Source organism: Exiguobacterium sp. SL-10, assembly GCF_004337025.1.
Classification (GTDB): domain Bacteria; phylum Bacillota; class Bacilli; order Exiguobacteriales; family Exiguobacteriaceae; genus Exiguobacterium.
The window spans coordinates 1-22734 of sequence record NZ_SJUP01000012.1; the positions used below are offsets into that span (position 1 = coordinate 1).

Below are 22734 nucleotides of genomic sequence, written 5' to 3' on the forward strand. Positions count from 1 at the left end.
CATCGTCCTTCGAAAAGAAAATACAGGATGAGGGCAAGGAAAAAGAGCGATCGTCCCGACTTGAGTCGGTCCAATCGCTCTTTTTTCTGTCCACGCTCGGATAGAGCGGAGGTTTTTCAGTGCCCTCCACTGACTGTAGGAGGGATTTATGATGAAAATTGAAGTTTGGTCAGACTACGTCTGCCCGTTCTGTTATATTGGCAAGCGTCGTCTAGAAGAAGCACTCGAACAGTTCCCGCATGCGGATAACGTCGAGGTGGAGTTCAAGAGCTTCGAGCTCGATCCGAACGCCCCGACGACGGACTCGCGTTCGATTTACGAAGCGCTCGCGAAGAAATACAGCATGCCGCTCGAGCAGGCGAAAGGCACGACGGCACAAGTCGCTGCCCAGGCCCGCACCGTCGGACTCGAGTACGATTTCGACAACATGGTCGTCACGGGCACACTCGACTCGCACCGATTGACGCACTATGCGAAGACGGTCGGCAAAGAGAAAGAACTGTCAGAAGCGCTCCTCAAGGCGTACTTCGTCGACGCGAAACATATCGGCGACCACGACGTCCTCGTCGAGATTGCAACAAGTGTCGGACTCGATGCTGACGCCGTGAAAGACGTGCTCGCTTCAGACGTATACACGGAAGACGTTCGCGCTGAAGAGAAGCGTGCAAGCGACCTCGGTATCACCGGCGTCCCATTCTTCGTCTTCGACGGAAAATATGGCGTCTCTGGCGCGCAACCGACCGAGGCGTTCACGCAAGTACTGGAGAAGACGTGGGCTGAATCGGCACCGACGCTTCAAGTGCTCTCGGGTGGCGCGACGTGCACGGATGATAACTGCGATATTTAATGCTAAACGAACAAAAGCAAAGCATTCGCCCATATTTGGACGAATGCTTTTTAGATTCAATTTACTTGTCTAAGTCCTTGACCATGGTTTCAAATGAAACTGCCTCGGAATGCTTCTGGTGCACGCTTATCGCTTCATTATAAAGTTTTAAGTCGTGCTCATCCTCGATTCGTTTCAAGACAGCATCGCGAACGAGAGTCGAGAGGGACAGGTTGTTAGACCTCGCATACGCTCTAATGAGGCGTTCATCCTCCTCATTGAGTCGTACAGATATCATTCCCACACGATTAGCCTCCTTTATACACATTGTATTACGAAATGAAATGCTCATACAGTCAGTTCGAAATCTTGGCTCCTTTTTGTAGCTTTCTAAATCGTTCTGAAGGATAATTATTATTACCTAATAAGAATCGAGGACTTAACCATATGTGGAAAAATCGCAACGTCTGGATTATCTTGACCGGTGAGTTCGTCGCCGGTCTCGGGCTTTGGCTCGGCATCATCGGCAACTTGGAGTTCATGCAGGAGAAAGTGCCGTCTGACTTCGTCAAGGCGCTCATCCTCGCTGGTGGATTGCTCGCCGGGGTCGCCATCGGGCCGCTCGCCGGCCGTCTCACCGATCAGGGCTCGAAAAAGAAAATTATGCTCATCTCAAGTATTGTCCGGGCGCTGAGCGTTCTATTCATGTTCGTCGCCATCGAGACGGGAAGCGTGCTGTGGATGGTCGTCTTCCTCGTCTTCTTGCAAGGGTCGGCCGCGTTCTATTTCCCGGCGCTCCAAGCGGCCATCCCGCTCATCGTCAAAGAACGAGAGTTACTCGCCTTGAACGGGGTGCATATGAACGTGTCGACACTGTCCCGGGTCATCGGGACGGCCATCGCCGGCATCTTACTCACGCTTATCTCGCTCCGGGACGTCTATGCACTCTCCCTCGTCGCCTATCTGCTCCTCGCCGTCGCGACGTGGTTCTTGAAAATCGACGAGACGACCGTCCCCTCTGCGAAGAAAGTGGACGCCAAGTCGTCCGGCGGGTTCAAGGACGTCTTCCCGATCATCAAATCGATTCCGGTCATCTTTATGACGCTCGTCATGACGCTCATCCCACTCCTCTTTATCGGCGGGTTCAACTTGCTCGTCATCAACATTAGCGAGCTGCAGGACTCGACGGCGATCAAAGGATGGATTTACACGGCCGAAGGAATTGCCTTCATGGTCGGTGCGTTCCTCATCAAACGGATCGGTGAGAAGTTCTCCGTGTTCTCCATCTTGTTCACGTTCTCGTTTTTGATTGGGGTCGCCCAGCTCATGCTCTACTTCGCGGACATCCCGGCCGTCTCGATCGCGGCGTTCGTCTTGTTCGGCTTCTCGGTCGGCTGCTTCTTCCCGACGGCGGTGACGATTTTCCAGACACGGATGCCGAAAGACTATCACGGTCGCTTCTTCTCGTTCCGGAACATGCTCGACCGCATCGTCTTCCAAGTCGTGTTGCTCGTCACCGGCTTCTTCCTCGACTTGATCGGCTTACAGCTCATGGTCGTCTTGTTCGGCGTCAGCTCAATCGCGATGACCGCTTCATTCCTCGTCTATACGCGAAAACACAAATTGCATATTGAAACGGACGAGACCGAACGAATCTCGTCGTAAAACAAGCGCTGACCGGACTCGGTCAGCGCTTGTTCATGTCTTCGATGTCACGCCACCACGCACGCGTGTCGTTGCGTCCGTCGAGCGTGATCCGTTCACCGATTCGCGGCGTGAGCACGTCCTCGCGTGGCAACAGCCCCACCATCTGCTCAGCTGGGTCGAACCAGGCATGGAACGATAACGTGAACGCGCCCCAATGAATCGGGAGCATCTTGTCGGCCCGCACGTCACGGAACGCCTGTGCCGTCTCAGTCGGTTGCATATGCACGTCCGGCCAACGCTCGTCGTATTGCCCGCACTCGAGCGCCGCGAAGTCGAATGGTCCGTATTCGTCCCCGATTTCTTTAAAGTGCGGTCCATATCCACCGTCCCCACTGAAGAACAGACGGTCCGTCTCACCGAGGACGACCCAAGACGCCCAGAGCGTCGCGTTGCGGTCCGTGAGCGATCGGCCCGAGAAGTGCCGGGCCGGCGTGCAGACGAACGTCCATGGACCGAAGTTGTACGTCTCACCCCAATCGCGTTCGACGATTCGTTCCGCCCCGACGCCCCATCGTTTCAAATGGCTACCGACACCGAGCGGGACGATGAAGACGGCAACTTTGTCTTTGATTGCTTGAATCGTCGCATAGTCCAAATGGTCGTAATGATCGTGCGTGAGTAGCACGACATCAATGTCCGGTAAGTCGTTGAGCTCGAATGGCAAGTCTTCACTGAACCGCTCGTTCTTCGCGAACGGGAGCGGTGACGGGCTTCGCCCGAACATCGGGTCGACGAGCATCGTTTTGCCGTCCATTTGGACGAGCAACGCCGAATGGCCGAGCCAATAGACACGCGTGAAGCTCGATCCGAGTTTCTCGCTAAAGTCGATCGGGACGACCGGTAACCGAACGCTCGGTTTCCGGAGCGAGTCCGGGTTCAAATATTCCTTCGACATCGAAATCATATCGTCCGATGAGAACCGCATCGGTGTATCGAGCTGATTCCGGAACTTGCCGTTCACGAGGTTCGGCGACCGGAGCGCTTTCGGCTTTTTACCAAGCGGTTTATATTGGGTGAGCACGGTCCCCGTCACGGCAGCCATGCCCATCAGTGAAAATAATAACGTCTTCTTCAAGTTCATCCACTCCTCTACGTTTTCATTATACTCCACTCGCACCGATTCCCCTGTTTTTGAATATGAAAAAGACGGCACGTGGCCGTCTTAAGACTTCTGTAAAATCTTGATATCGCTGACGATGTCCTCGATCGGCACGTCTTGGAATCCTTGATACGCTTTCATGATTTTCCCGTTCTGGTCGACGAGATAGAACCACGTCGCATGGTCGACTTGTGTGCCTTCATCAGGCTTTCGAACGAGCGCCTTGAAGTTCTGTTGCGCGAACGCCTCGATCTCGTCCTGCGAATAGCCCGTCAAGAACTGCCAGTCGGCCTGTGCCAAGTCGTAGTTTGCCATGAACTCTTTGATTTTGTCCGGCGTGTCGACGGTCGGGTCGACGCTAAACGATACGAACTGGACGTCTTCGACGCCTTCCTCGACGAGCGCCTCATTGAGCTTCGTCATGTTGTACGTCATCGGTGGGCAGACCGTCTCACAGCTTGTGAACACGAAGTCGGCCATCCATACCTTCCCTTTCAAATCATCGAGACTGACCATCTCTTCATTTTGATTCATATAATTGAACGACTCGATCTCCCAGTTGAGCGGGTCTTCAATCTCTTGGCCGCATGCAGCGAGCACCGCCATGAGGCTGATCAATCCGATGAGCATCCATTTCTTCACACGTTCCATCTCCTTCGTTGTCAGTTGCGTCTCACGCGCCAAACGAGGAGCGTGATTAAAGTAAATGCCGTCAAGGCGAGGAACGGGATTGTCACGAACCCGAACCAATTGATGTATTGCACGTTACACGGTACCCCTTGCACGCACGGTTTGATATCGGCGAACCCAGGTACTTTTTGAACTAAGTAATGGTACAAAGAAACTAGACCGCCGAGCATCGACAGCGGCAATACATACTTCTTCACCGCCCGGTCGTCCGTGAATACGGCGACCCCGAGCAAGATGACGAGTGGATACATAAAGATGCGTTGAATCCAACAGAGCTCACATGGAACGAACTCACGAATCTCACTGAAATAGAGACTGCCGAGCGTCGCCGTGAGAGCGACGAGCCAAGCGAGGTACAAGCCATAGCGGGTCAGGAATGACTGCTTCATGGCGTACCTTGCTCAATCAACCGCTCAATCGTCTCATAGTCGAACGGGTCTTCGAGCATGACGCCGTTAATCATGATTGATGGCGTGAACTGGACCCCGTGCTCTTTGACGAGCCCGTCATCGAGACTCACCTCGTCGAGCACCGTCGAGTTCTCACTCAAATCGTCCTCGAGCTTCGCTACGTCGACCGATGTCGTCTCGCTCGCAATCTCTGTCAACCGCTCGACCGTGACCCATGCCTCGTCGTGCTGCTGACTCGCCGGCTGTGCGTCATAAAGCGCCTTATGGAAGTCCCAGAACGCGTCCGGGTCTTGTTTATACACCGATTCTGACGCGAGCGATGCCAAGATCGACTCTTGCCCATGGAACAACACGTTGATGTAACTGAAACTGATTTTCCCTGTGTCGATGTAGTCTTGCTTCAACTTCGGATAGACCGTCTCGCCCCACTGTTTACAAGACGGGCACTTATAATCCCCAAACTCGACGACCGAGACCGGTGCGTCCGCATCGCCGAGCGTCGGTTGGCCTTCGGTTGATACATGCTCTGCCTTAGCCGGTGCAGCCGTCTCGGCTTGTTCGGCCGGCCGATTCAAGAGAACGACCACGACAGCAATGAGCGCAACCGCAAGGAGCGTCGCGACGACCAAAAGTTTGTTCTGTTTCATCTGTCTCACCTCTATTTGTATCGATTCGTCTTTCATTATAACGAAAGCGTTATCTGTTTCCACGAAATCGACCTTGTTTTTCACAACTTTGCTTCATGTCATGGAAAAGATGACGATGAACAGAGTGGAGATTGCTCACTCAAATCGGACAAGACATCATCGCATCCTTGTCCAAACCGATCGCTATTGAAAGCGGGACGACAGGCGTCGGGGCCAGTATCGGCGCCTCGCTCTGGCAGACAGAAATGGTACCTCACACCGCCATCGAACGGGAAACATCAAATCACGCTCGATGAATCGCTTACATAAAAAATCCATGTCGCGTCGGCGACATGGATTTTTGGCTTATGCTTCGAACAACAATTGTTCTGGATCTTCAATCATGTCTTTGATGTGCTTGAGGAACGTCACAGCCTCACGACCGTCGACGATGCGGTGGTCATACGAGAGGGCCACGTACATCATCGGACGGTTTTCCATCGTTTCCGCGTCGATGGCGATTGGGCGGAGTTGAATCGAGTGCATCCCGAGGATGGCGACTTGTGGTCCGTTCAAGATCGGTGTCGACAAGAGTGAGCCGAAGACGCCACCGTTCGTGATTGTGAACGTGCCACCTGTGAGGTCGCTTAACCCAAGCTTGTTGTTGCGGGCTTTATCAGCGAGGTGCAAGATGTCTTTCTCGATCTCACCGAAGTTCTTGCGATCCGCTTCGCGGACGACCGGGACGACGAGGCCGTCCGGAGCCGACACAGCGATGCCGATGTCATAGTATTTTTTCAAGACGATCTCGTTGCCTTGAATCTCAGCGTTCAAGTACGGCATCCGTTTGAGTGCCGCGACAGCCGCTTTCGTGAAGAACGACATGAAACCAAGTTTGACGTCGTTGTCTTTGATGAATTTTTCTTGGCGACGTTTGCGGAGCGCCATGACGGCTGACATGTCGATTTCGTTGAACGTCGTCAGCATCGCTGCCGTCTGTTGTACTTCGACGAGACGGTTGGCGATTGTTTGACGACGACGCGTCATCTTGATGCGCTCTTCTTCTTTTCCGCTCGCTGCCGGTTGTGGTGCCGTTGCCGGTGCTTTCGGCGCCTGTTGCTGTTGCGCTTGCGCCGGAGCTGGTTTGGATTCGTGGTTCGTCACATCGTGGACGTTGATGCGGCCGATCGGGTCGTTCGTTTGAATCGCTGACAAGTCGATGCCTTTCTCACGGGCCAATTTACGGGCCGCCGGTGTCGCGATCGGTCCTTTGCCTGGGCTCGCGACGTGTTCTTCACGGCGCTCGACTTTTTTCGCTTCACCGACTTCCTCGACTTTCGTCTCGGCTGGTGCCGGAGCAGCTTCTGTGGCTGTTTCCGTTTTCGTCTTCGTCGCGACGGCCGTGCCACCACCTGAACCTGAACTGAGGCGGGCGATCACTTGTCCGACTTGAACCGTGTCCCCTTCAGCCGCCAATTGCTCGTCGAGCGTGCCCGACTCATCCGCCGGCACTTCGATATTGACTTTGTCCGTCTCAAGTTCGACGATGGCTTCCCCTTTTTCAACGTGGTCGCCTGGCTGTTTGAGCCATGATGCGACCGTTCCTTCCGTAATGGACTCTGCTAATTCCGGTACTTTAATTTCGATCACAATGAGTTCCCCCTTAACTTATTTACGATCTTTTTGGTATGTGCTCGTGCCGGCAGCAGCCGAGACGGCGTCACGTGAGATGGCTTCACGGATGATGCGTGCTTGTTCTTGTTTATGGGCCGTCGGATTTCCTTCGGCCGGGCTCGAACGGCGGCGGCGTCCCACGTAACGGACGTTCAACCGGTTCGACGTGACCGCTTCGAGACGCGGTTCGATATATGTCCAAGCTCCCATATTTTTTGGCTCTTCTTGGACCCAAACGATCTCTTTCGCGTTCGGATAGCGGCTGATCACGTCACGGATTTCACGGACCGGGAACGGGTAAATCTCTTCAACGCGGATGATGTGCAAGAAGTCGAGTGACTCCTCTGACTTCATCGTTGCTTCTTGAAGGTCGATCGCCATCTTCCCTGAACAGAAGACGAGACGTTCGACTTTGTCCGGATTCTCGCCGAGACCGGTTTGCTCGATGATCGGGCGGAAGTTGTTGTCGGACAATTCCTCGACCGATGAGGCTGCAAGCGGATGACGAAGCAGGCTCTTCGGTGTCATGATGATCATCGGACGAACTTGTTCCGTACCGAGCATCTTCGCCTGACGACGCAAGATGTGGAAGTACTGCGCGGCCGTCGACAAGTTGGCGACCGTCCAGTTTTTCTCTCCGGCGAGCGTCAAGTAACGTTCCATCCGGGCGCTCGAGTGCTCTGGTCCTTGACCTTCATAGCCGTGCGGCAACAGCATGACAAGACCTGACTTCTGACCCCATTTGGCGCGACCGGCCGAGATGAACTGGTCGAACATGACTTGGGCCGAGTTGGCGAAGTCGCCATATTGAGCTTCCCACAAGACGAGCGTGTCTTGCGCGAACACGTTATAGCCGTATTCGAAACCGAGCACCGAACCTTCTGAGAGCGGGCTGTTGTGGACCGAGAACGAGGCGTTCGCTGTCGACAACTGATGGAGCGGCGAGAACTTCTTGCCTGTCTCGACATCGTTCAACATGATGTTACGTTGCGCGAACGTCCCGCGCTCCGAATCTTGGCCGCTCAAGCGGATTGGCGTGCCGTCCGAGATGATTGACGCATAGGCAAGCGTCTCGGCATGACCCCAGTCGACTTTTCCGTTGTCCGCGAACGCGTCACGACGACGGTCGAGCACTTTTTGCAGCTTATGGAACACGCCAAAGCCTTCCGGCCAGACGAGCAGTTCGTCATTCAATTGCTGGAGTACGTCACGTTCAACACCTGTCTCGACGAACGGGAAGCCTTTATGGACCGCTTCCGGCAAGATGATATCGGCATCTTCTTCTTCGGCCGGGACGAGGTCACGGGCCGACTTGAGACGGTCCTCGATTGATTGCTCAATCGTCGCCTTGTCTTCTTTCGTCATGACGCCTTCCGCTTCGAGTACGTCCGCATAGACGTGACGGACCGATTTGTGTTCTTTGATGGCCTTATAGAGCACCGGGTTCGTGTTCATCGGCTCATCCATCTCGTTATGACCGTAGCGGCGGTAGCCGACCAAGTCGACGAGGATGTCTTTATGAAACTTGGCGCGATACTCGCTGCACAGTTTGGCGACAGCGACACACGCTTCCGGGTCGTCTGCGTTGACGTGGAACACCGGAATCTCATACCCTTTGGCGATATCGCTCGCATAACGCGTTGAACGCGAGTCGCTCGGGTCGGTCGTGAAGCCGATCGTGTTGTTGGCGATGACGTGGACCGTCCCCGCCGTACGATACCCTTGCAAGTTCGTCATGTTGAGCGTCTCGGCGACGATTCCTTGACCTGGGAACGCGGCGTCCCCATGAATCAAGATCGATGCGGCCTTATCGTCATGTTGGACGGCCATCCCTTTTTCCGAACGATCGTCTTGCGCGGCGCGCGTATATCCTTCGACGACCGAACCGACAAACTCAAGGTGACTCGGGTTATTGGCTAGGTTCAAACGGACTTCTTTCTTCTCTTCTAACACTCTGCGGTCGAGACCGAGGTGGTATTTGACGTCGCCAGACCAACCGAAGTTGATGCCGATCGATCCTTCCGACGGAATCAATTCTTTGTTCGGGGCGTGTTGGAACTCAGCAAAGATCATCTCGTATGGTTTGCCGAGCACGTGTGCGAGCACGTTCAAGCGTCCACGGTGGGCCATCCCGATGTTGATATGTTCTGACCCGCTTGAGATGAGACCCCCGACCATGGCATCAAGGAGCGGCACCATCGCGTCGAGTCCTTCGATTGAGAAGCGTTTTTGTCCGACGTATGTCTTATGAAGGAACGATTCGAACAATTCTGTCTCGGCTAGACGCTCGAAAAGCTCGATTTTCTCGTTCTTCGAGTATTTCGTTTGGAGGGCGCCTTGCTCGATGCGTCGACGAATCCAACGTTTTTCTTCCATGTCGTCTAAGTGACGGAGCTCGATGGCGACCGTGCCCGTATAGACGTCAAGCAAGTGACGGACGAGTTCGAGCGCGTTCGCGCCCTGTTTCGGTACATCTTCTGATAACAAGTGGGCCGGTACTTGCTCGAGGTCGGCTTCACTCAATCCGTAGCGGTCAAACGCAAACAAGCCGTGTTCGCGCGGATGGTCTTTGAGCGGGTAAATATCGGCCGCTTTATGACCGAGTGCCCGAATGTCATTGACCAAACGTGTCGCTGCCACGACTTTTTCTAAATCAAACGAAGCGGCCGGCGCAACAGGTGCGCTCGTTTCAGGTGCTCCGTGTTCGTCAAAATATTGACGCGTCTCCGCGTCGACTGATTCTGGGTCTTCCACATATTGTTCGTACAATTCAACGATGTAGCCTAAGTTTGGACCATAAAATGCTTGTACTGCTTCGCGACCGTTCGACGACTCTCCCATTGAATAAATCCCCCTATCCGTTCCTGCGCGTCCGATGTGTGAACGCTTTCATTTTAACATTAAGGACGAAACAGTTCATCCATCTGATTCGACCTGCAAAAAGAGCCAATTCTTGCCTCTTTCTCTCCTCTTCATACTACACCTTTCGCTATGGAAAGACCCTTTCAAATTCACAATTCGTCCATACTATTTCAATAAGTTTTCCTTATCAACATATTGTGAAATCGACACTTTGTTTCATCAGTTTCAAAAAAAGGTGAAACCTTGTTTCAACCAAGCCCGTATATATGGGTGTCCAGGTGGAAAAAACTCTCAACGAAAGCAAGGTGACCTTATGTTATCCGTACAGAACGTACACAAAAAAATGGGCCAGACGAACGTCCTGACGAATGTCAGTTTTGACGTCACGCCCGGAGAAATCTTTGGCTTCCTCGGCCCGAACGGCGCCGGGAAGACGACGACGATCCGCATCATCACCGGCCTCATGCCAGCAACGCACGGCAAAGTGACCGTCGACGGATTCGACGTCTCGACAGAACGCCAACAAGCGCTCAGTCGCATCGGTGCCATCGTCGAAAATCCGGCCTTCTATCCGTATTTGACGGGCCGCGAGAATTTGATTCATGCGATGAACTTGATTCCTGGCTTAAAGAAAGTCGACTTGAATGCCCTCGGTGCTCTCGTCGGACTTGAGACAAAGCTCGATATGAAAGTGAAGCAGTACTCACTTGGGATGAAACAGCGGCTTGGCATCGCCCGTGCCTTGCTCCATAACCCGAAAGTCTTGATTCTCGACGAGCCGACGAACGGTCTCGACCCGGCCGGTATCGCTGATCTCCGTAACTACTTGCGCCACTTGGCCGACCACCGCGGCATCGCCATTTTAATCTCGAGTCACCTTCTCAGCGAGATGGAGTTGATTACGGACCGGTTCGCCATCATCGACCAAGGTCAAATCAAGTCGGTCCAAGGCGGCGACGGCGAGGCTAAAACGGAGAGTGTCATCCTCTGTAAAGTCAATCGCGAACAGATGAACGAGGCGCTCGATGTGGCGGCGCTCACTTTTGATGATGTGAAAATCATTCAACAATCAGCTGAGACGTTCATTGTCCCGCGTCCGGAATCCGATATCCCGCATTTGTTGAACCATCTCGTCGAACGTGGCATCGCCGTCTATCAGATTGGGATGAAGCATGAGACCCTCGAAGAGCAGTTCTTGAAATTGACAAAAAAAGAAGGAGGCACGAACAATGCGTTCATTACTAGCCAATGAGTTCATGAAATGGCGACGCACGATCAAACCGCTCGTCGCGCTCGGCATGTATACCGGGATTATCGTCTTGACGTACTTCATCGTCCGTAGCGGCAACAACCCAGGTGACGCGGAAACGTTCGTCAACTATGCGACGATGGCGGCGATGACATTCCTCGGTATCTTCACGATCGTCTTCACGGCCGAGATGATTGGGAACGAGTTGAAGTTTGATACGTTGAAACATTTACTCATGAGCCCGTACTCGCGTGACCGGATTTTACTATCGAAACTCGTGGCCGCACTTCTCATCATGCTCGCCCAGTTCGTGTTCATCCTTGCCGTCACATACGGCTTCGCCTTGACGCTCGACGGGGAGTTGACGCTCGAGCAGTTCCGCAACATCTTACTTAGCGTGTCGAGCGGTGTGTTCGTCATCTTCTTGACGCTCATGTTCTCGGTCGTCTTTAAATCAGTCGGCGTCGTGATCGGCTTCACCGTGCTCGCGAACTTCGTCTCGACGATGATCGGCGGTCTTCTCATCACATGGAAACCGGCCATCGCCAAATGGATTGTCTTCTTGCACACAGACTTGTCGATTTATTATCAAAGCCCAGGTTTCATGGAGACGATGGATGTGACGATTTGGTTCTCGGCGTTCTACGTCTTGATCCACATCATTGCCTTCTACATCATCACGGCGTTCATGTTCCGCAGTAAAACGTTCGCCGAATGACGCTTCATGTCTGAATGAGTGTGGGATTTGCTAGACACCGACACGTATATAACAAATACCAGGGTGTGATAAAAGCCTCTGACTGTTGGACACATAATCCCAACATTTCAGAGGCTTTTTCATCTTATATTCAGCTATGCTTGATATGAAGAAATCATGAAGGATGTGACAACATGTATCTCACAATTGGATTATCGCTACTCGTTTGCTTGATCGCCCTCGTCTTCACCATCATGGTCGGACTCGGGAAAGACAAATCAGACTATAGTCAAAAGAAAAGTTGGTCGATGGTGTCTTGGACGTATATCGTCTTGTTCCCGGTCTCATTTTTAGCGCTCGGCCTCTTATACTATTTCATTACCCGATGACCTCGTTCATCGGGGTTTTTTATGTCATCACGAGCGGACGAGTGTCGGCTTCACTGCCAAAGCAGCCGCTACGATACCAATGAGCGGAAAGACGAGCGAGTACCAAATAATCATCTCATAGTTCCCGAACAAGTCGTAGGCGATCCCGAATGGAAGCGGGCCGACCGCAGAACCAAGCACCATGACAGACGTCGCCAGCCCGCTGATACTGCCGAGCGCGGCGCGACCGAAGTAATACGGCCACACATAATTCAAGGCGATGCGTTCAAAACCGTTGCTGATCCCCCAAATGACCCCGAAGAGAATGGCGAGCGAGAACGTCGTCGTATACTGCAAAATAACCATGAAAACGATTTCTGTGACGAAAATCCCGATGAGCACGTAATTGATTTTCACGACATCGATGATCCTTCCGGCGATGAACGTCACCGGAAACCCGAGGATCGCCATCAAACTTAAGACAAGTGCCGCCGTGACAGGAGGCAGACTTTGCTCTTCAAAAATCGAAATCAGATGAAACGTGATGGCCGTGTTGACGAGTGCCGGGATTCCGATACACGAGAGAATCAGCCAAAACGCCCGTGTCTTGAGCGCTTCTTTGAACGTGAAGTCGACGTCGACGTGAATCGGTGCACCTGTCGTCTTTGGGCTCGGATGTGGGTTTGTCTCACCGTCCGGCAACAACCCCATATCCTCCGGTCGATTACGGACGAAGCGGTAAGCGAGCGGCGTGAACAAGACGAGCACGAGGAGTCCCCACACTTGCCACGTCGTCTGCCAGCCAATTAAACCGACGAGCCAGACGTTGAGCGGAGGAAAGACGGCCGAACTCAAGAAGCCGCCGATTGCCATATAGCTGAGCGCTTGTCCCCGCTTCGTGATGAACCATTGCGGGACGAGCGTGTTCGGGATGAGCGACATCGAACCTTGCCCGAACAAGCGTAGCATCCAAATCCCGAAAAAGAGCATCGTCAAGTTCGTCACATAACTATTGAACAAACAAGCGATGGCTAGAAGGATCGATGCGAGCACCATCATGATGCGTTGCCCGAACCGATCAATCAATCGTCCGACGAAGAATAGACACGCTGCCGAAGCGAGCGTTGCCGCCGAATAGATACTCGACACTTCTGAACGCGACCAACCGAAGTCGGTTATGTATTGATCGATAAACACCGAGATAAAATACGTCTGGCCCGGACCCGAGAAAAAGACGCCGAGCCCTGCAATCATGACCATGTACCATCCATAATAGGATGGTTTTTTGATTTTCCCCATATTGATTTCCTTTCCTGCTCTATGATTTCACAGCAACCACGATACCAATCGGATAATGGCGCGTACCCCGCTTCGGTTCGACGAGCACACCACGCTGGTAATAGAACTCGGTCGATGTGAACGGGGTGAACAGCGCCTCGAACTCGGCCTCCGTGAACTGGTGCGTGTGGAACGGCTCATTCGTCGGTTGCCCGACCCCTTGGCCGAATGGCGTCGACAACACCAAGATGCCGCCTGGCTTCAATAAGTCCCACACGTTCGCCATGAACGCCTCATATTCGGTCACATGTTCGATCGTCTCGAAGCTGACGATGCAATCAAACATTCCGAGTTTTTCCGGTAACGTCCGGTCGACGACATCACCGACGATATAGTTGACGTTCGGATGGTGATAGCGTCCTTTCGCATAGCGCGTCGCCTCTTCCGACAAGTCGAGGGCGACGACCTCGGTCACTTTCCCCTTCAAGTTCTTGGCGATCAATTGACTGCCATACCCGCTCCCGCTCGCAAAATCGAGGACGCGCCCGTTCATGTATAACAGAGCGAAATGATAGCGGGCGATATGTTCGAGCAATAAACCGTTCAATGGGTCCATGCGATCTGGGATGACCCGTTCTCCCGTATAGTCTAATGTCATAAGTTCTCCTTTTCTGATGTGCACTTCTTTCATCTTAGTCTTCCTAAGGCGCGACGACCACAAAAAAAGAGAAAAGATTGTCTCCAACCTTTTCTCTCCTCGTTATTGGTCTTGCTTGAAGCGGAGTAAATCTGAATAGATGAGTTGATCGTTCATCTCAAGGATTTTGTTCGCTTCTTCTTCAAGTGGCGTACATGCTGCACCATCTTCAGCGACTTCACCCGTCTCGGCGTCGTAACACATCGACTGCGTGAACAGATGGTCTTGTGTCACGACCGTCCCGTCGCGGAAAATCGCGCGGTCATAATGCTCTTTCGAGAACAAATCGTTCCCGAATCCGACCTGTTCAGACGTATCGATTCCGAGCAAGTGCTGAATCGTCGGGTTCATATCGACATGACTTCCGATCGTCTCGTGCACTTCACCTTTCTCTTGTCCCGGCAAATGGATTGCGAACGGGACCGCTTGAAGCTTGGCGACGTCATACGGCGTCAACTCGTCTTTCCCGAGCAGATCAGCCATGGCGGCGTTATGGTTCGTCGAGATGCCATAATGGTCACCGTAGACGACGAAAATCGTGTCTTCCCACATCCCGTTCGCCTTCAAGTCTTCGATGAACAAGCCGAGCGCGTAATCTTGATACGCGAGCGCTTGCGGGAAGTTGTTGAGCGTCGTCGAGTTCGTCTCAAATTTCGGGACGAGCTCATGCTTTTCACTCGGCATCGTGTAAGGGAAATGGTTCGTGAGCGTGATGAACTTCGCATAGAACGGTTCCGGGAGCTCTTCGAGCATCGGTACCGACTGGCGGAAGAACTCATCATCGAGCAGTCCCCACTCTGTCATGTCCTCTGGATTTCCGAGGTCATAGCTCGCTTCGTCAAAGAACTTGTCGACGCCGATGTTTTGATACATCTGGTCACGGTTCCAAAACGATTTGTTGTTGGCGTGGAACACGGCCGAGTAGTAGTTGTCTTCTTTAATGACTTCAGGTAATGCGTTGTATTCATTATCGGCGTTCGTGAAGTAGACTCCTCCACGCGAGAGGCCATACAGCGAGTTATCGAGGGCGAACTCGGCATCTGACGTTTTCCCTTGGCCGGTCGTATGGTAATAGTTCGGCCAGTAGTGGGACTCTTCAATCAGTTTGTTCAAGTTCGGCGTGATGTACTCACCGTTCGAAGCTTTCATGTTGTGCGTGAAGTTTTGGGCCGACTCGAATGAGACGACGACAACGTTCTTGCCTTTATACTTCCCGAACATCTCCGGGTCTGGAGCCGCATAGTTCTGACGCGTGAAGTTCTCGACTTCATCTAGTTCAGAACCGTCCGCGAGCGCTTTTTGGGCCGATGTCTTCGTTTGAAGCATGGCATCGTAGACATGGAAGTTGAACGTTCCTAAGTTTTTGACCAACAACTCCCGGTCAAACGAACGCGTGAGTAACTCCGGGCGCTCCGTCTCGGCAAGGACGAGGTTGAATCCGAACATAGCTGCTGCTGCCGTGAATGTGATCAACACACGGCGCTGTGACGCCTGACTCGTCTCGTTCATTTTCCATAACAGGAACGGAAGCACGACGAGGTCGCCTAACAAGAGCAAGTCTTTCCATTCGAGAAGCGACAGGAATGACGACGACAGCGTCTCCATGTTCGACGATTGGAACAAGACCGGTACGGTCAAGAAGTCCGTGAACTCACGGTAATACGTCGTATCCGCGAACAAGATGAGCGAAGAGACGAGATATAGGCTGTACAGTGCCCACTTCCGCTTATTCCCCCCGAAGAAGAAGCTGAAAGCGAACAAGAACAACGTGAAGCTGAGCGGGTTGATGATGAGAATGAATGCCTGGATCGCGTTCTCAGCCGGCATATTGAAGAAGAACTGATACGCAATCAGCGACTTCGTCCAAAGCAGGATCGTAAATATCCAGAACAGACGATGAGTCTTGAACGAGTCGAGCGTCGCCTGGCGGAAGCGGTCCATTTTTCCTTTCGGTTGATTCGTGTGATTCATGTAAACACTCCTTATATGAAATTCAAGTTGAAGGTTCGTTTTCTTTTTAGACGTATAACCTATATTTTAACGTTCCTGTGACCTCAATTCAACTAATTGACGTTTACAATTATACATAAACTTAACAATTTTATTGCAGGCTTTACACAAAAATGACCACCAAGTCGCCTCGGTAGCCATTTAACGTCGATTCGATTAACCGATGATGTCCATCCAAATTTTAACGGTGCTCGCTAAAATGAGGAGCGCCAAAATCATTTGAAGCGACTTCGTCTTCATGTTTTTACCTATATTCGCGCCAAGTGGTGCCGCAATCAAACTGGCGATGATCATGATGACGGCGGGTTCCCATACGATTTGGTCGGTGATGATTTTCCCGGCTGTCGAACCAATCGACGAGATGAACGTGATGGCGAGTGAACTTGCGATCGCCATTTTCGTCGGAATCCGGAGCACGACGAGCATGATCGGCATCAAGATGAACGCGCCCGCTGCACCAACGATCCCTGCGGCCACCCCGACGACAAACGCCGAGCTCGCCGCAATCAGTTTATTGAAAGTGACTTGGTCGAGCGGAACATCCTCGACATTCTTTTTCGGTAAGAACATCATGACCGTCGCAATGGTCGCGAGCACGGCATAGACGACGTTAATCAAGTTCTCCGACAAGAGCGTCGAACCATATCCGCCGATGAAACTCCCGATCAAGACGGCGACACCCATATACAAGATGAGCTGTTTGTTTAAGTAGCCGCCCTTCCGATACGCATAAATCCCACCGATCGTCGCGAAGAAGACTTGAATCGCGCTGATTCCCGATACTTCATGGGCGCTGAACGCCGCAAAACCGAGAAGCGGTGGAATGTACAACAGCATCGGATATTTAATAATCGATCCGCCAATCCCGACCATCCCTGAAATGAACGACCCGATGAAGCCGATCAAAAAAATGGTGATGATAAATCCTAGTTCCATGCTAACTCCTCCAATTCCCTACCCTCTATATAAGTAAGTTTTAGTTTTGTTCCCAGGCGATCATACCGCCCGAGACATCGTAAATTTCTGTGTACCCACGTTGTTTCAACAGTTGGGCCGCTTGGGCACTTCGATTCCCGCTTCGACAGATGACGTAAATCGGCTCGTCTTTCGAATAGGGCAATTCGATCTCATCTAATGAAGAAAGTGGTGCGTTCACCGCTCCTTCGATATGCCCCCCCTTGTATTCAGCCGCTTCTCGAACATCTAATAAGGATATTTCTTCGTTTTCCAATCTGTTTTGTAGTGTTTCGACGTCGATTTGAGTGATTCCACTCTCATTTGACGTAAAAAGAACGATTCCGATTGTCCCCAACACTAAAATGGATAAAAAAATGACGATTTTCTTCAATTTTCGACCTCCGATTCTTTTTCTTGCATTCAGTATACCTCAGGGGGTATATTAAAAACAACGAAAGAAACTCATTTCAAAAATTCGACAATCACAAAGGAGATTTCAAGCTTATGAAAACCATTTCGACAACTGAACTAGAAACGTTGCTTCAATCTGATGAGACGCTCAACTTGATTGACGTTCGGGAGACAGACGAATTTGCAGGTGGGCACATCAAGCAAGCGAAAAACGTTCCCCTCTCTGAATTCGGTACGAAAGTCGATGAGCTCGATCGTTCGAAACCGATTCACGTCATCTGTGCAGCAGGGGGACGAAGCATGAACGCTTCGGCTTACCTCGATTCACTCGGCTTCGATGTCATCAACGTCGATGGCGGCATGATGAGCTGGACGGGCGAAACCGTCTAACAATCTTCTATATATACATCTCAACAACCATAATCGTTTACAGTCAATTAATCTTAGGGGGTACTTTACATGTTATTACGTTATTTCTATGATCAAAAATTAGCACAAGCATCTTATATGGTCGGTTGCCAAATGACCGGCGAAGCCGTCGTCATCGACCCGGCCCGCAACATCACACCGTATCTTCAAGAAGCTGAAAAAGAAGGCATGAAGATTGTCGCGACGGCTGAGACGCACATCCATGCCGACTTCGTCTCAGGTTCACTCGAGCTTGCGAAACGTACCGGTTCAACGGCTTACCTATCAGACGAAGGCGACGCGTCATGGAAATATGCGTTCGCAAAAGACATCGACTCAAAACTCGTCAAAGATGGCGACACGTTCAAAGTCGGTAACGTCACACTCGAAGTCATGCATACACCAGGTCACACGCCAGAACATATCTCGTTCTTGCTTTACGACCGGAACCAGACACAACCGATGGGGATCTTCACAGGTGACTTCGTCTTCGTCGGTGATATCGGTCGTCCTGACTTGCTCGAAGAAGCAGCCGGTGTAAAAGGAACGACAGCCATCGGTGCCGAGCAAATGTTTGACTCACTCAAGAAATTCAAAGCTCTTCCTGACTTCGTTCAAGTCTGGCCGGGCCACGGTGCCGGAAGTGCTTGCGGTAAAGCGCTCGGCGCCATCCCGACATCGACGGTCGGTTACGAGAAAGCGACGAACTGGGCGCTTCAAATGACAGACAAAGACGCGTTCATCAAAGAGTTGACGACGGACCAGCCAGAACCGCCGAACTACTTCGCGATGATGAAGAAAGTGAACAAAGAAGGCATCCAAGTCACGAACGAAATCGCTCGTCCGGAAGTCGTCGGCACGGACCGCCTCGATACGCTCGTCGACGAGACACAAGTCGTCGATACACGTAAAGGGGAAGACTTCGCCAAAGGTCACGTCCCGGGCACAATCAACATCCCGTATAACACGAAGTTCGTCTCATGGGCCGGCTGGCTCGTCAACTTTGACAAAGACATCACGCTCATCGCAAGCGCGGAAGACGTCGATCAAGTGCAGACGGACCTCCAATCGATCGGTCTCGACCGTCTCCGCTTCGTCGTCCCAGTCGAAGAGCTCGGTCAAGAGTTGTTGACGGAAACGTACACGGACGTGACAGCGGAACAAGCGATTGAATCAGCTGAAAAAGGTGACGTCTTCATTCTCGACGTCCGGAATGCGACGGAATGGAACGCGAGCCACTACGAGAAAGCCGAACGTATCCTACTCGGTAAATTGGCACGCGACCACGAAGGTCTTCCAACCGACCAAACGATTGCCGTTCACTGTGCGTCAGGCGTCCGTTCACGGATGGCCGCGAGCGTACTTCAATCACTCGGCTACAAGGATATCCAAAACATCCTAGGTGGCTACGGTGCGATGAAGACCGTCCTCAATGCAACACAAATCGGCTAATGCTATACTACAAACAAAGAAAGCGCCCACTCGACTGGGCGCTTTTTCTCTAGGAGGGATTGTGTGATTGCGATCGGTCCATTGAACGTTCGACTCGATTTACTGGCCATGATGGCCAGCCTACTTATTCTCTATATCGGTTTTAAGAAAATCGGCTTGTCGGAAAAAGACCGCGACGCTGTCCTCGGCACCTGGTTCGCCGGTTTTCTCGCATGGAAAGGAAGCGCGATCGTCCTCGGTCTCGCCTCGACGGGGAGTTTGGCCTTATCCCTTTATGCGACCGGAGGCACGTGGTCGCTTCTCATCGCCGCCGGTGTGATCGCATTCTTCGTCTACCGGCTCGATGCTCACCTTCGCGGCTATTGGTTATTCTCGGCCTTGTTCCTTTGGCTGGCGATGACGCTCGTCGTCCCGAAATATGGGGTGCTCCCATTGCTTTCATCGCCACAACCGCTCCACATCTATATGGCCGTCCTCATCGCCTCGCTGCTCGTCATGACGTGGCGCTGGATGCGGACACCGACGCTCGGGGCGCTGCTTTGGACCGTGGTCGGTGCCATGGCGATTTGGTTGATCGGATCGACCGTCACCGGTACGTTCGAGTTGTGGTGGCTCATTCCGTTCTCCCTTCTCATCGCCGTCGCCATATATGCAGCGCGGCCATCTCAAAAGGCGGTTCAATATGGACTCGGGATTGTCGTCGTGCTCGCCGTCATCAACGCGAGCTTGCCGGACGAGACATTACGCCTCGAGGCAGACTCGTCTCAAACCGGGTTGAACATCGGTCAAGTGCCCCCGAACTTCGAACTGAAGCGGACCGACGGGACGACGTTCAACTTGAAAGATTTACGCGGTGAGCGGGTCGTCGTCAACTTCTGGGCATCATGGTGCCCACCGTGTCGGGCCGAGATGCCAGACATGGCCAAGTTTGCCCGTGAACAAGACGATGTGACCATCGTCGCCGTCAATACGACGACGAGCGAACGGGATGTCGAGGATGCGCGGACGTTCGTCGCCCCATATGAAGATGCGTTCAAGGTCGTCTATGACGAGGAAGGAATCGTCGGAAACGCCTACCGCATCCAGGCGATGCCAACGACGTACGTCCTCGATGAAAATGGAATTATCGTCGCCAAGCAGTTCGGCGCGATCGACCATGCCTGGCTCGATGCTCATACAAATTGAAAATAAAGAAGCGACTTTCTCTCGATCGAGAATAGCCGCTCCTTATTTGTTTCGCCGGTCATTCAACTCATCTTTTTTCGTAAGCTTCAAATTCTTTCGACCCTCGTTTTGGAGGATGTGAATCTTGTTGGATGGATAACCATCCTACGAGACCGGTGACAAGCGAGAACGGAAGGATTCCGAGTTGAGAAATCGACACAGACGTTATCAAACTATCAATGATGTTCAATACGATGAAAGGACTCGCAATGTGAAAGAACAAGGCTAGCAGCCCTGTATGTGATTGGATAAGATCGAGAGTCGTCAACGCCTTCAAGCATGCCGACAGAAATAAGTTGGTCGGAATCTCTGACATCCCATATACGAGGAAGAAGAGGAGGAGACTCCACAACGATTCATACTGTAAACCAAGTATCTTCAAAATTAGAAATTCAAGTGAGGTAAACACAATCAATATGATTGAAACGATCAACGTACAGATCAATATAGTTTTGCTTCCTTTTATTGTGATAGCCCCCTCCTGCTTAGACAGCGTGTCAAAACTAAAAACCGCCTAAGCGGTCCTTAGTGTTGCTTTGAGTAACCTTGCATCTTCAAGAAGTCTTTCACATCGAGCCGTGTCGGTTTCGACAACATCCGTCCCATCTGCCCGGTCCATGTGTCGTTTCGTTGGTTCGAGCCGCGTGCCGCGTAGTAGTCGTGAATCGTCGCATCATACGCATCGAGCTCTTGTTTGAGCTGCTCAGGACTCGCGGCGTATGTGTTCTCATGATAAATATGTTCGAACGGGAGGCGCGGTTTCTGACCTTCGACGTGTTCCGGTACACCGACGGCAAGTCCGAACAGCGGCAATACCCGCTCCGGTAAACCGAGTACTTCCTTCACGGCGAACATGTCGTTACGAATCCCACCGATATAGCAAATACCTAATCCCATCGATTCGGCGGCCACGACAGCGTTTTGGGACGCGAGCGCAGCGTCGATGACCGCGACGAGCAGCTTCTCATCCGTCTCAAGCGTCGCATTCACTTCAGCCTCACGCAGTTCCCCAATCAACTCGTGACGATACAGGTCAGCACAGAAGACGAAGAAGTGACCGTTATCGATGACGTACTGCTGGTTGCCAGCGATCTCGGCTAACCGTGCTTTCTTCTCCGGGTCGGTCACGCCGATGATTGAATAGGCTTGAATGAAGCTCGACGTCGAGGCGCGCTGGGCACTCTCGACGATGAGTCGGATTTGTTCGTCGGTCAACGCCTCATCCGTGAACGAGCGGACGGAGCGGTGATTTAGTAGTGTTTCGATGGCTTGGTTCATGTAGCATCCCCCTTTTTTTCTTATCTTGGCATATGGAAGAGCTCGGGACAATTTTGAAAGCTTCTAGTCAGACCTTCACCTCAAAAATTGCCCACGGTAGCCAAAGGACAGATTCTGTCTCAACGTCTTCTTGATTGCTGTATGTACAATAGCGTCCCGCTTCTTCAAGCGTCGAGACAAACCCATGTTTATTCAACTTGAAGGAGAATTGCTCGGCAAAGTCTTTTTCTAATCCATTACATAAATACGAATGAAACATGCCGTTCTCATACCCGAGCACCTCGTAACCGAGAAATTGTCCCGTCGGCTCGTCCCGTTCGTGCCCCAAAATGAATCGTTCGACACCGTAACGCTCGGGACTCTCTCCTTCGTCCCCTTGTGCTAAAAAGTCAGCAACATAAGACTCAGGTAGCCCAAGTTCAAGGATATCTAGTTCGATATGAGAGAGGAAACTGTCTTGAAATCTCTTTGCGAGTTCAACCGTCTGAAACGTTTGAGGATACCCGAGTTCCCCACTCTCCTGATGGACTTCCACCCATTCCGTGAGCTTGAGGAAATCTTCTTCGCTAAGTCGCAGTCGTTCTCGATACGTATTCTTACGATCTTTTGACGTCCCCCAAAGCACATCGAGCGTCGGATGTTGCTCACAAATACATTCACTCGCTGATCGGACGAGCTCCGGAAGTCGTTGCGCGTCCATATATTCGGCTCGTTTTGTACGTTCGATCAGCAAGTAGCCGCCACTTCGCACAGTCATCTCATCACCTCCACTTTCTAGTATACGCAAAAAAGCAGAGTGGCGTTTTCCCAC

Annotated in this window: 24 protein-coding genes; 9 read left to right on the forward strand and 15 right to left on the reverse strand. The window is 52.1% G+C overall.

The features are described 5' to 3' along the window. The first annotated feature begins 151 nt into the window (after window positions 1-151). Complete coding sequence (locus tag EVJ33_RS12200) at window positions 152-847, forward strand: DsbA family oxidoreductase (RefSeq protein WP_131437502.1); 696 nt, start codon at window positions 152-154, stop codon at window positions 845-847. Window positions 848-908: 61 nt separating this feature from the next. Here EVJ33_RS12200 and relB read toward each other — a convergent pair whose 3' ends face one another. Next, window positions 909-1178 (reverse strand): type II toxin-antitoxin system RelB family antitoxin, encoded by a 270-nt coding sequence (relB, locus tag EVJ33_RS15665; protein WP_330857572.1) that lies wholly within the window; start codon window positions 1176-1178, stop codon window positions 909-911. 95 nt (window positions 1179-1273) lie between these two features. Between relB and EVJ33_RS12210 the strand changes: the two genes are divergently transcribed. After that, window positions 1274-2491, forward strand: coding sequence for an MFS transporter (locus tag EVJ33_RS12210; RefSeq protein WP_131437511.1), 1218 nt, complete (start codon window positions 1274-1276; stop codon window positions 2489-2491). A 22-nt stretch (window positions 2492-2513) separates the two neighbouring features. Here the strand turns inward: EVJ33_RS12210 and EVJ33_RS12215 are convergent, their stop codons facing one another. The 4 genes from EVJ33_RS12215 to EVJ33_RS12230 form a co-directional block, all read right to left on the reverse strand. After that, window positions 2514-3614, reverse strand: a complete 1101-nt coding sequence (locus EVJ33_RS12215; protein WP_483297313.1) for an MBL fold metallo-hydrolase — start codon at window positions 3612-3614, stop codon at window positions 2514-2516. Between the two features lie 81 nt (window positions 3615-3695). Beyond that, window positions 3696-4283 carry an SCO family protein gene (locus tag EVJ33_RS12220; RefSeq protein ID WP_131437513.1) on the reverse strand — a complete coding sequence of 196 codons (588 nt, stop codon included), beginning with the start codon at window positions 4281-4283 and terminating at the stop codon, window positions 3696-3698. 11 nt (window positions 4284-4294) lie between these two features. After that, entirely contained in the window at window positions 4295-4711 is a 417-nt protein-coding gene (locus EVJ33_RS12225) for a disulfide oxidoreductase (protein ID WP_131437515.1), read from the reverse strand. Continuing rightward, complete coding sequence (locus tag EVJ33_RS12230; RefSeq protein ID WP_131437517.1) at window positions 4708-5379, reverse strand: DsbA family protein; 672 nt, start codon at window positions 5377-5379, stop codon at window positions 4708-4710. The genes EVJ33_RS12225 and EVJ33_RS12230 overlap by 4 nt, the downstream gene beginning before the upstream one ends. Window positions 5380-5510: 131 nt before the next feature. Between EVJ33_RS12230 and EVJ33_RS15460 the strand changes: the two genes are divergently transcribed. Further along, window positions 5511-5675 carry a hypothetical protein gene (locus EVJ33_RS15460; RefSeq protein WP_161566935.1) on the forward strand — a complete coding sequence of 55 codons (165 nt, stop codon included), beginning with the start codon at window positions 5511-5513 and terminating at the stop codon, window positions 5673-5675. Window positions 5676-5724: 49 nt separating this feature from the next. Here EVJ33_RS15460 and odhB read toward each other — a convergent pair whose 3' ends face one another. Together odhB and EVJ33_RS12240 are read right to left on the reverse strand one after the other, a co-directional pair. Further along, entirely contained in the window at window positions 5725-7008 is a 1284-nt protein-coding gene (gene odhB / locus EVJ33_RS12235; RefSeq protein WP_131437519.1) for a 2-oxoglutarate dehydrogenase complex dihydrolipoyllysine-residue succinyltransferase, read from the reverse strand. A gap of 18 nt (window positions 7009-7026) precedes the next feature. Next, the gene (locus EVJ33_RS12240; RefSeq protein ID WP_131437521.1) at window positions 7027-9873 is read right to left on the reverse strand and encodes a 2-oxoglutarate dehydrogenase E1 component; all 2847 of its coding nucleotides are present in this window, start codon (window positions 9871-9873) and stop codon (window positions 7027-7029) included. 334 nt (window positions 9874-10207) lie between these two features. Here EVJ33_RS12240 and EVJ33_RS12245 point away from each other — a divergent pair, with 334 nt between their 5' ends. The 3 genes from EVJ33_RS12245 to EVJ33_RS12255 all read left to right on the forward strand — a co-directional run bounded on the left by EVJ33_RS12245 (window position 10208) and on the right by EVJ33_RS12255 (window position 12229). Next, window positions 10208-11146, forward strand: a complete 939-nt coding sequence (locus EVJ33_RS12245; protein WP_131437523.1) for an ABC transporter ATP-binding protein — start codon at window positions 10208-10210, stop codon at window positions 11144-11146. Then, on the forward strand, window positions 11124-11861 hold the full coding sequence (locus tag EVJ33_RS12250) for an ABC transporter permease (RefSeq protein ID WP_131437525.1): 738 nt from the start codon (window positions 11124-11126) through the stop codon (window positions 11859-11861). The genes EVJ33_RS12245 and EVJ33_RS12250 overlap by 23 nt, the downstream gene beginning before the upstream one ends. A 173-nt stretch (window positions 11862-12034) precedes the next feature. Then, a complete protein-coding gene (locus EVJ33_RS12255) occupies window positions 12035-12229 on the forward strand; it encodes a hypothetical protein (protein ID WP_131437527.1) in 195 nt (64 codons plus the stop codon). 27 nt (window positions 12230-12256) lie between these two features. Here the strand turns inward: EVJ33_RS12255 and EVJ33_RS12260 are convergent, their stop codons facing one another. From EVJ33_RS12260 to EVJ33_RS12280, 5 genes are all read right to left on the reverse strand, one after another. Continuing rightward, on the reverse strand, window positions 12257-13507 hold the full coding sequence (locus tag EVJ33_RS12260) for an MFS transporter (RefSeq protein WP_131437529.1): 1251 nt from the start codon (window positions 13505-13507) through the stop codon (window positions 12257-12259). Between the two features lie 19 nt (window positions 13508-13526). Then, complete coding sequence (locus tag EVJ33_RS12265; RefSeq protein ID WP_131437531.1) at window positions 13527-14144, reverse strand: class I SAM-dependent methyltransferase; 618 nt, start codon at window positions 14142-14144, stop codon at window positions 13527-13529. A 102-nt stretch (window positions 14145-14246) separates the two neighbouring features. After that, on the reverse strand, window positions 14247-16154 hold the full coding sequence (locus EVJ33_RS12270; RefSeq protein WP_131437533.1) for an LTA synthase family protein: 1908 nt from the start codon (window positions 16152-16154) through the stop codon (window positions 14247-14249). A 195-nt stretch (window positions 16155-16349) separates the two neighbouring features. Next, window positions 16350-17129: a sulfite exporter TauE/SafE family protein gene (locus EVJ33_RS12275; protein ID WP_131437535.1), complete on the reverse strand. Its 780-nt coding sequence runs from the start codon at window positions 17127-17129 to the stop codon at window positions 16350-16352. A 40-nt stretch (window positions 17130-17169) separates the two neighbouring features. Continuing rightward, window positions 17170-17541 (reverse strand): rhodanese-like domain-containing protein, encoded by a 372-nt coding sequence (locus EVJ33_RS12280; protein WP_236634617.1) that lies wholly within the window; start codon window positions 17539-17541, stop codon window positions 17170-17172. Window positions 17542-17654: 113 nt separating this feature from the next. Between EVJ33_RS12280 and EVJ33_RS12285 the strand changes: the two genes are divergently transcribed. The 3 genes from EVJ33_RS12285 to EVJ33_RS12295 all read left to right on the forward strand — a co-directional run bounded on the left by EVJ33_RS12285 (window position 17655) and on the right by EVJ33_RS12295 (window position 20606). After that, on the forward strand, window positions 17655-17951 hold the full coding sequence (locus EVJ33_RS12285; RefSeq protein WP_131437537.1) for a rhodanese-like domain-containing protein: 297 nt from the start codon (window positions 17655-17657) through the stop codon (window positions 17949-17951). A gap of 69 nt (window positions 17952-18020) precedes the next feature. After that, window positions 18021-19421, forward strand: a complete 1401-nt coding sequence (locus EVJ33_RS12290) for an MBL fold metallo-hydrolase (RefSeq protein ID WP_131437539.1) — start codon at window positions 18021-18023, stop codon at window positions 19419-19421. Between the two features lie 63 nt (window positions 19422-19484). Then, window positions 19485-20606 carry a TlpA disulfide reductase family protein gene (locus EVJ33_RS12295; protein WP_131437541.1) on the forward strand — a complete coding sequence of 374 codons (1122 nt, stop codon included), beginning with the start codon at window positions 19485-19487 and terminating at the stop codon, window positions 20604-20606. 67 nt (window positions 20607-20673) lie between these two features. Here the strand turns inward: EVJ33_RS12295 and EVJ33_RS15760 are convergent, their stop codons facing one another. The 3 genes from EVJ33_RS15760 to EVJ33_RS12310 all read right to left on the reverse strand — a co-directional run bounded on the left by EVJ33_RS15760 (window position 20674) and on the right by EVJ33_RS12310 (window position 22680). Continuing rightward, on the reverse strand, window positions 20674-21090 hold the full coding sequence (locus tag EVJ33_RS15760; RefSeq protein ID WP_369122215.1) for a YrvL family regulatory protein: 417 nt from the start codon (window positions 21088-21090) through the stop codon (window positions 20674-20676). 80 nt (window positions 21091-21170) lie between these two features. Continuing rightward, a complete protein-coding gene (gene nfsA / locus EVJ33_RS12305) occupies window positions 21171-21923 on the reverse strand; it encodes an oxygen-insensitive NADPH nitroreductase (protein WP_131437543.1) in 753 nt (250 codons plus the stop codon). A 67-nt stretch (window positions 21924-21990) separates the two neighbouring features. Beyond that, on the reverse strand, window positions 21991-22680 hold the full coding sequence (locus tag EVJ33_RS12310; protein WP_131437545.1) for a hypothetical protein: 690 nt from the start codon (window positions 22678-22680) through the stop codon (window positions 21991-21993). Window positions 22681-22734 lie beyond the last annotated feature (54 nt).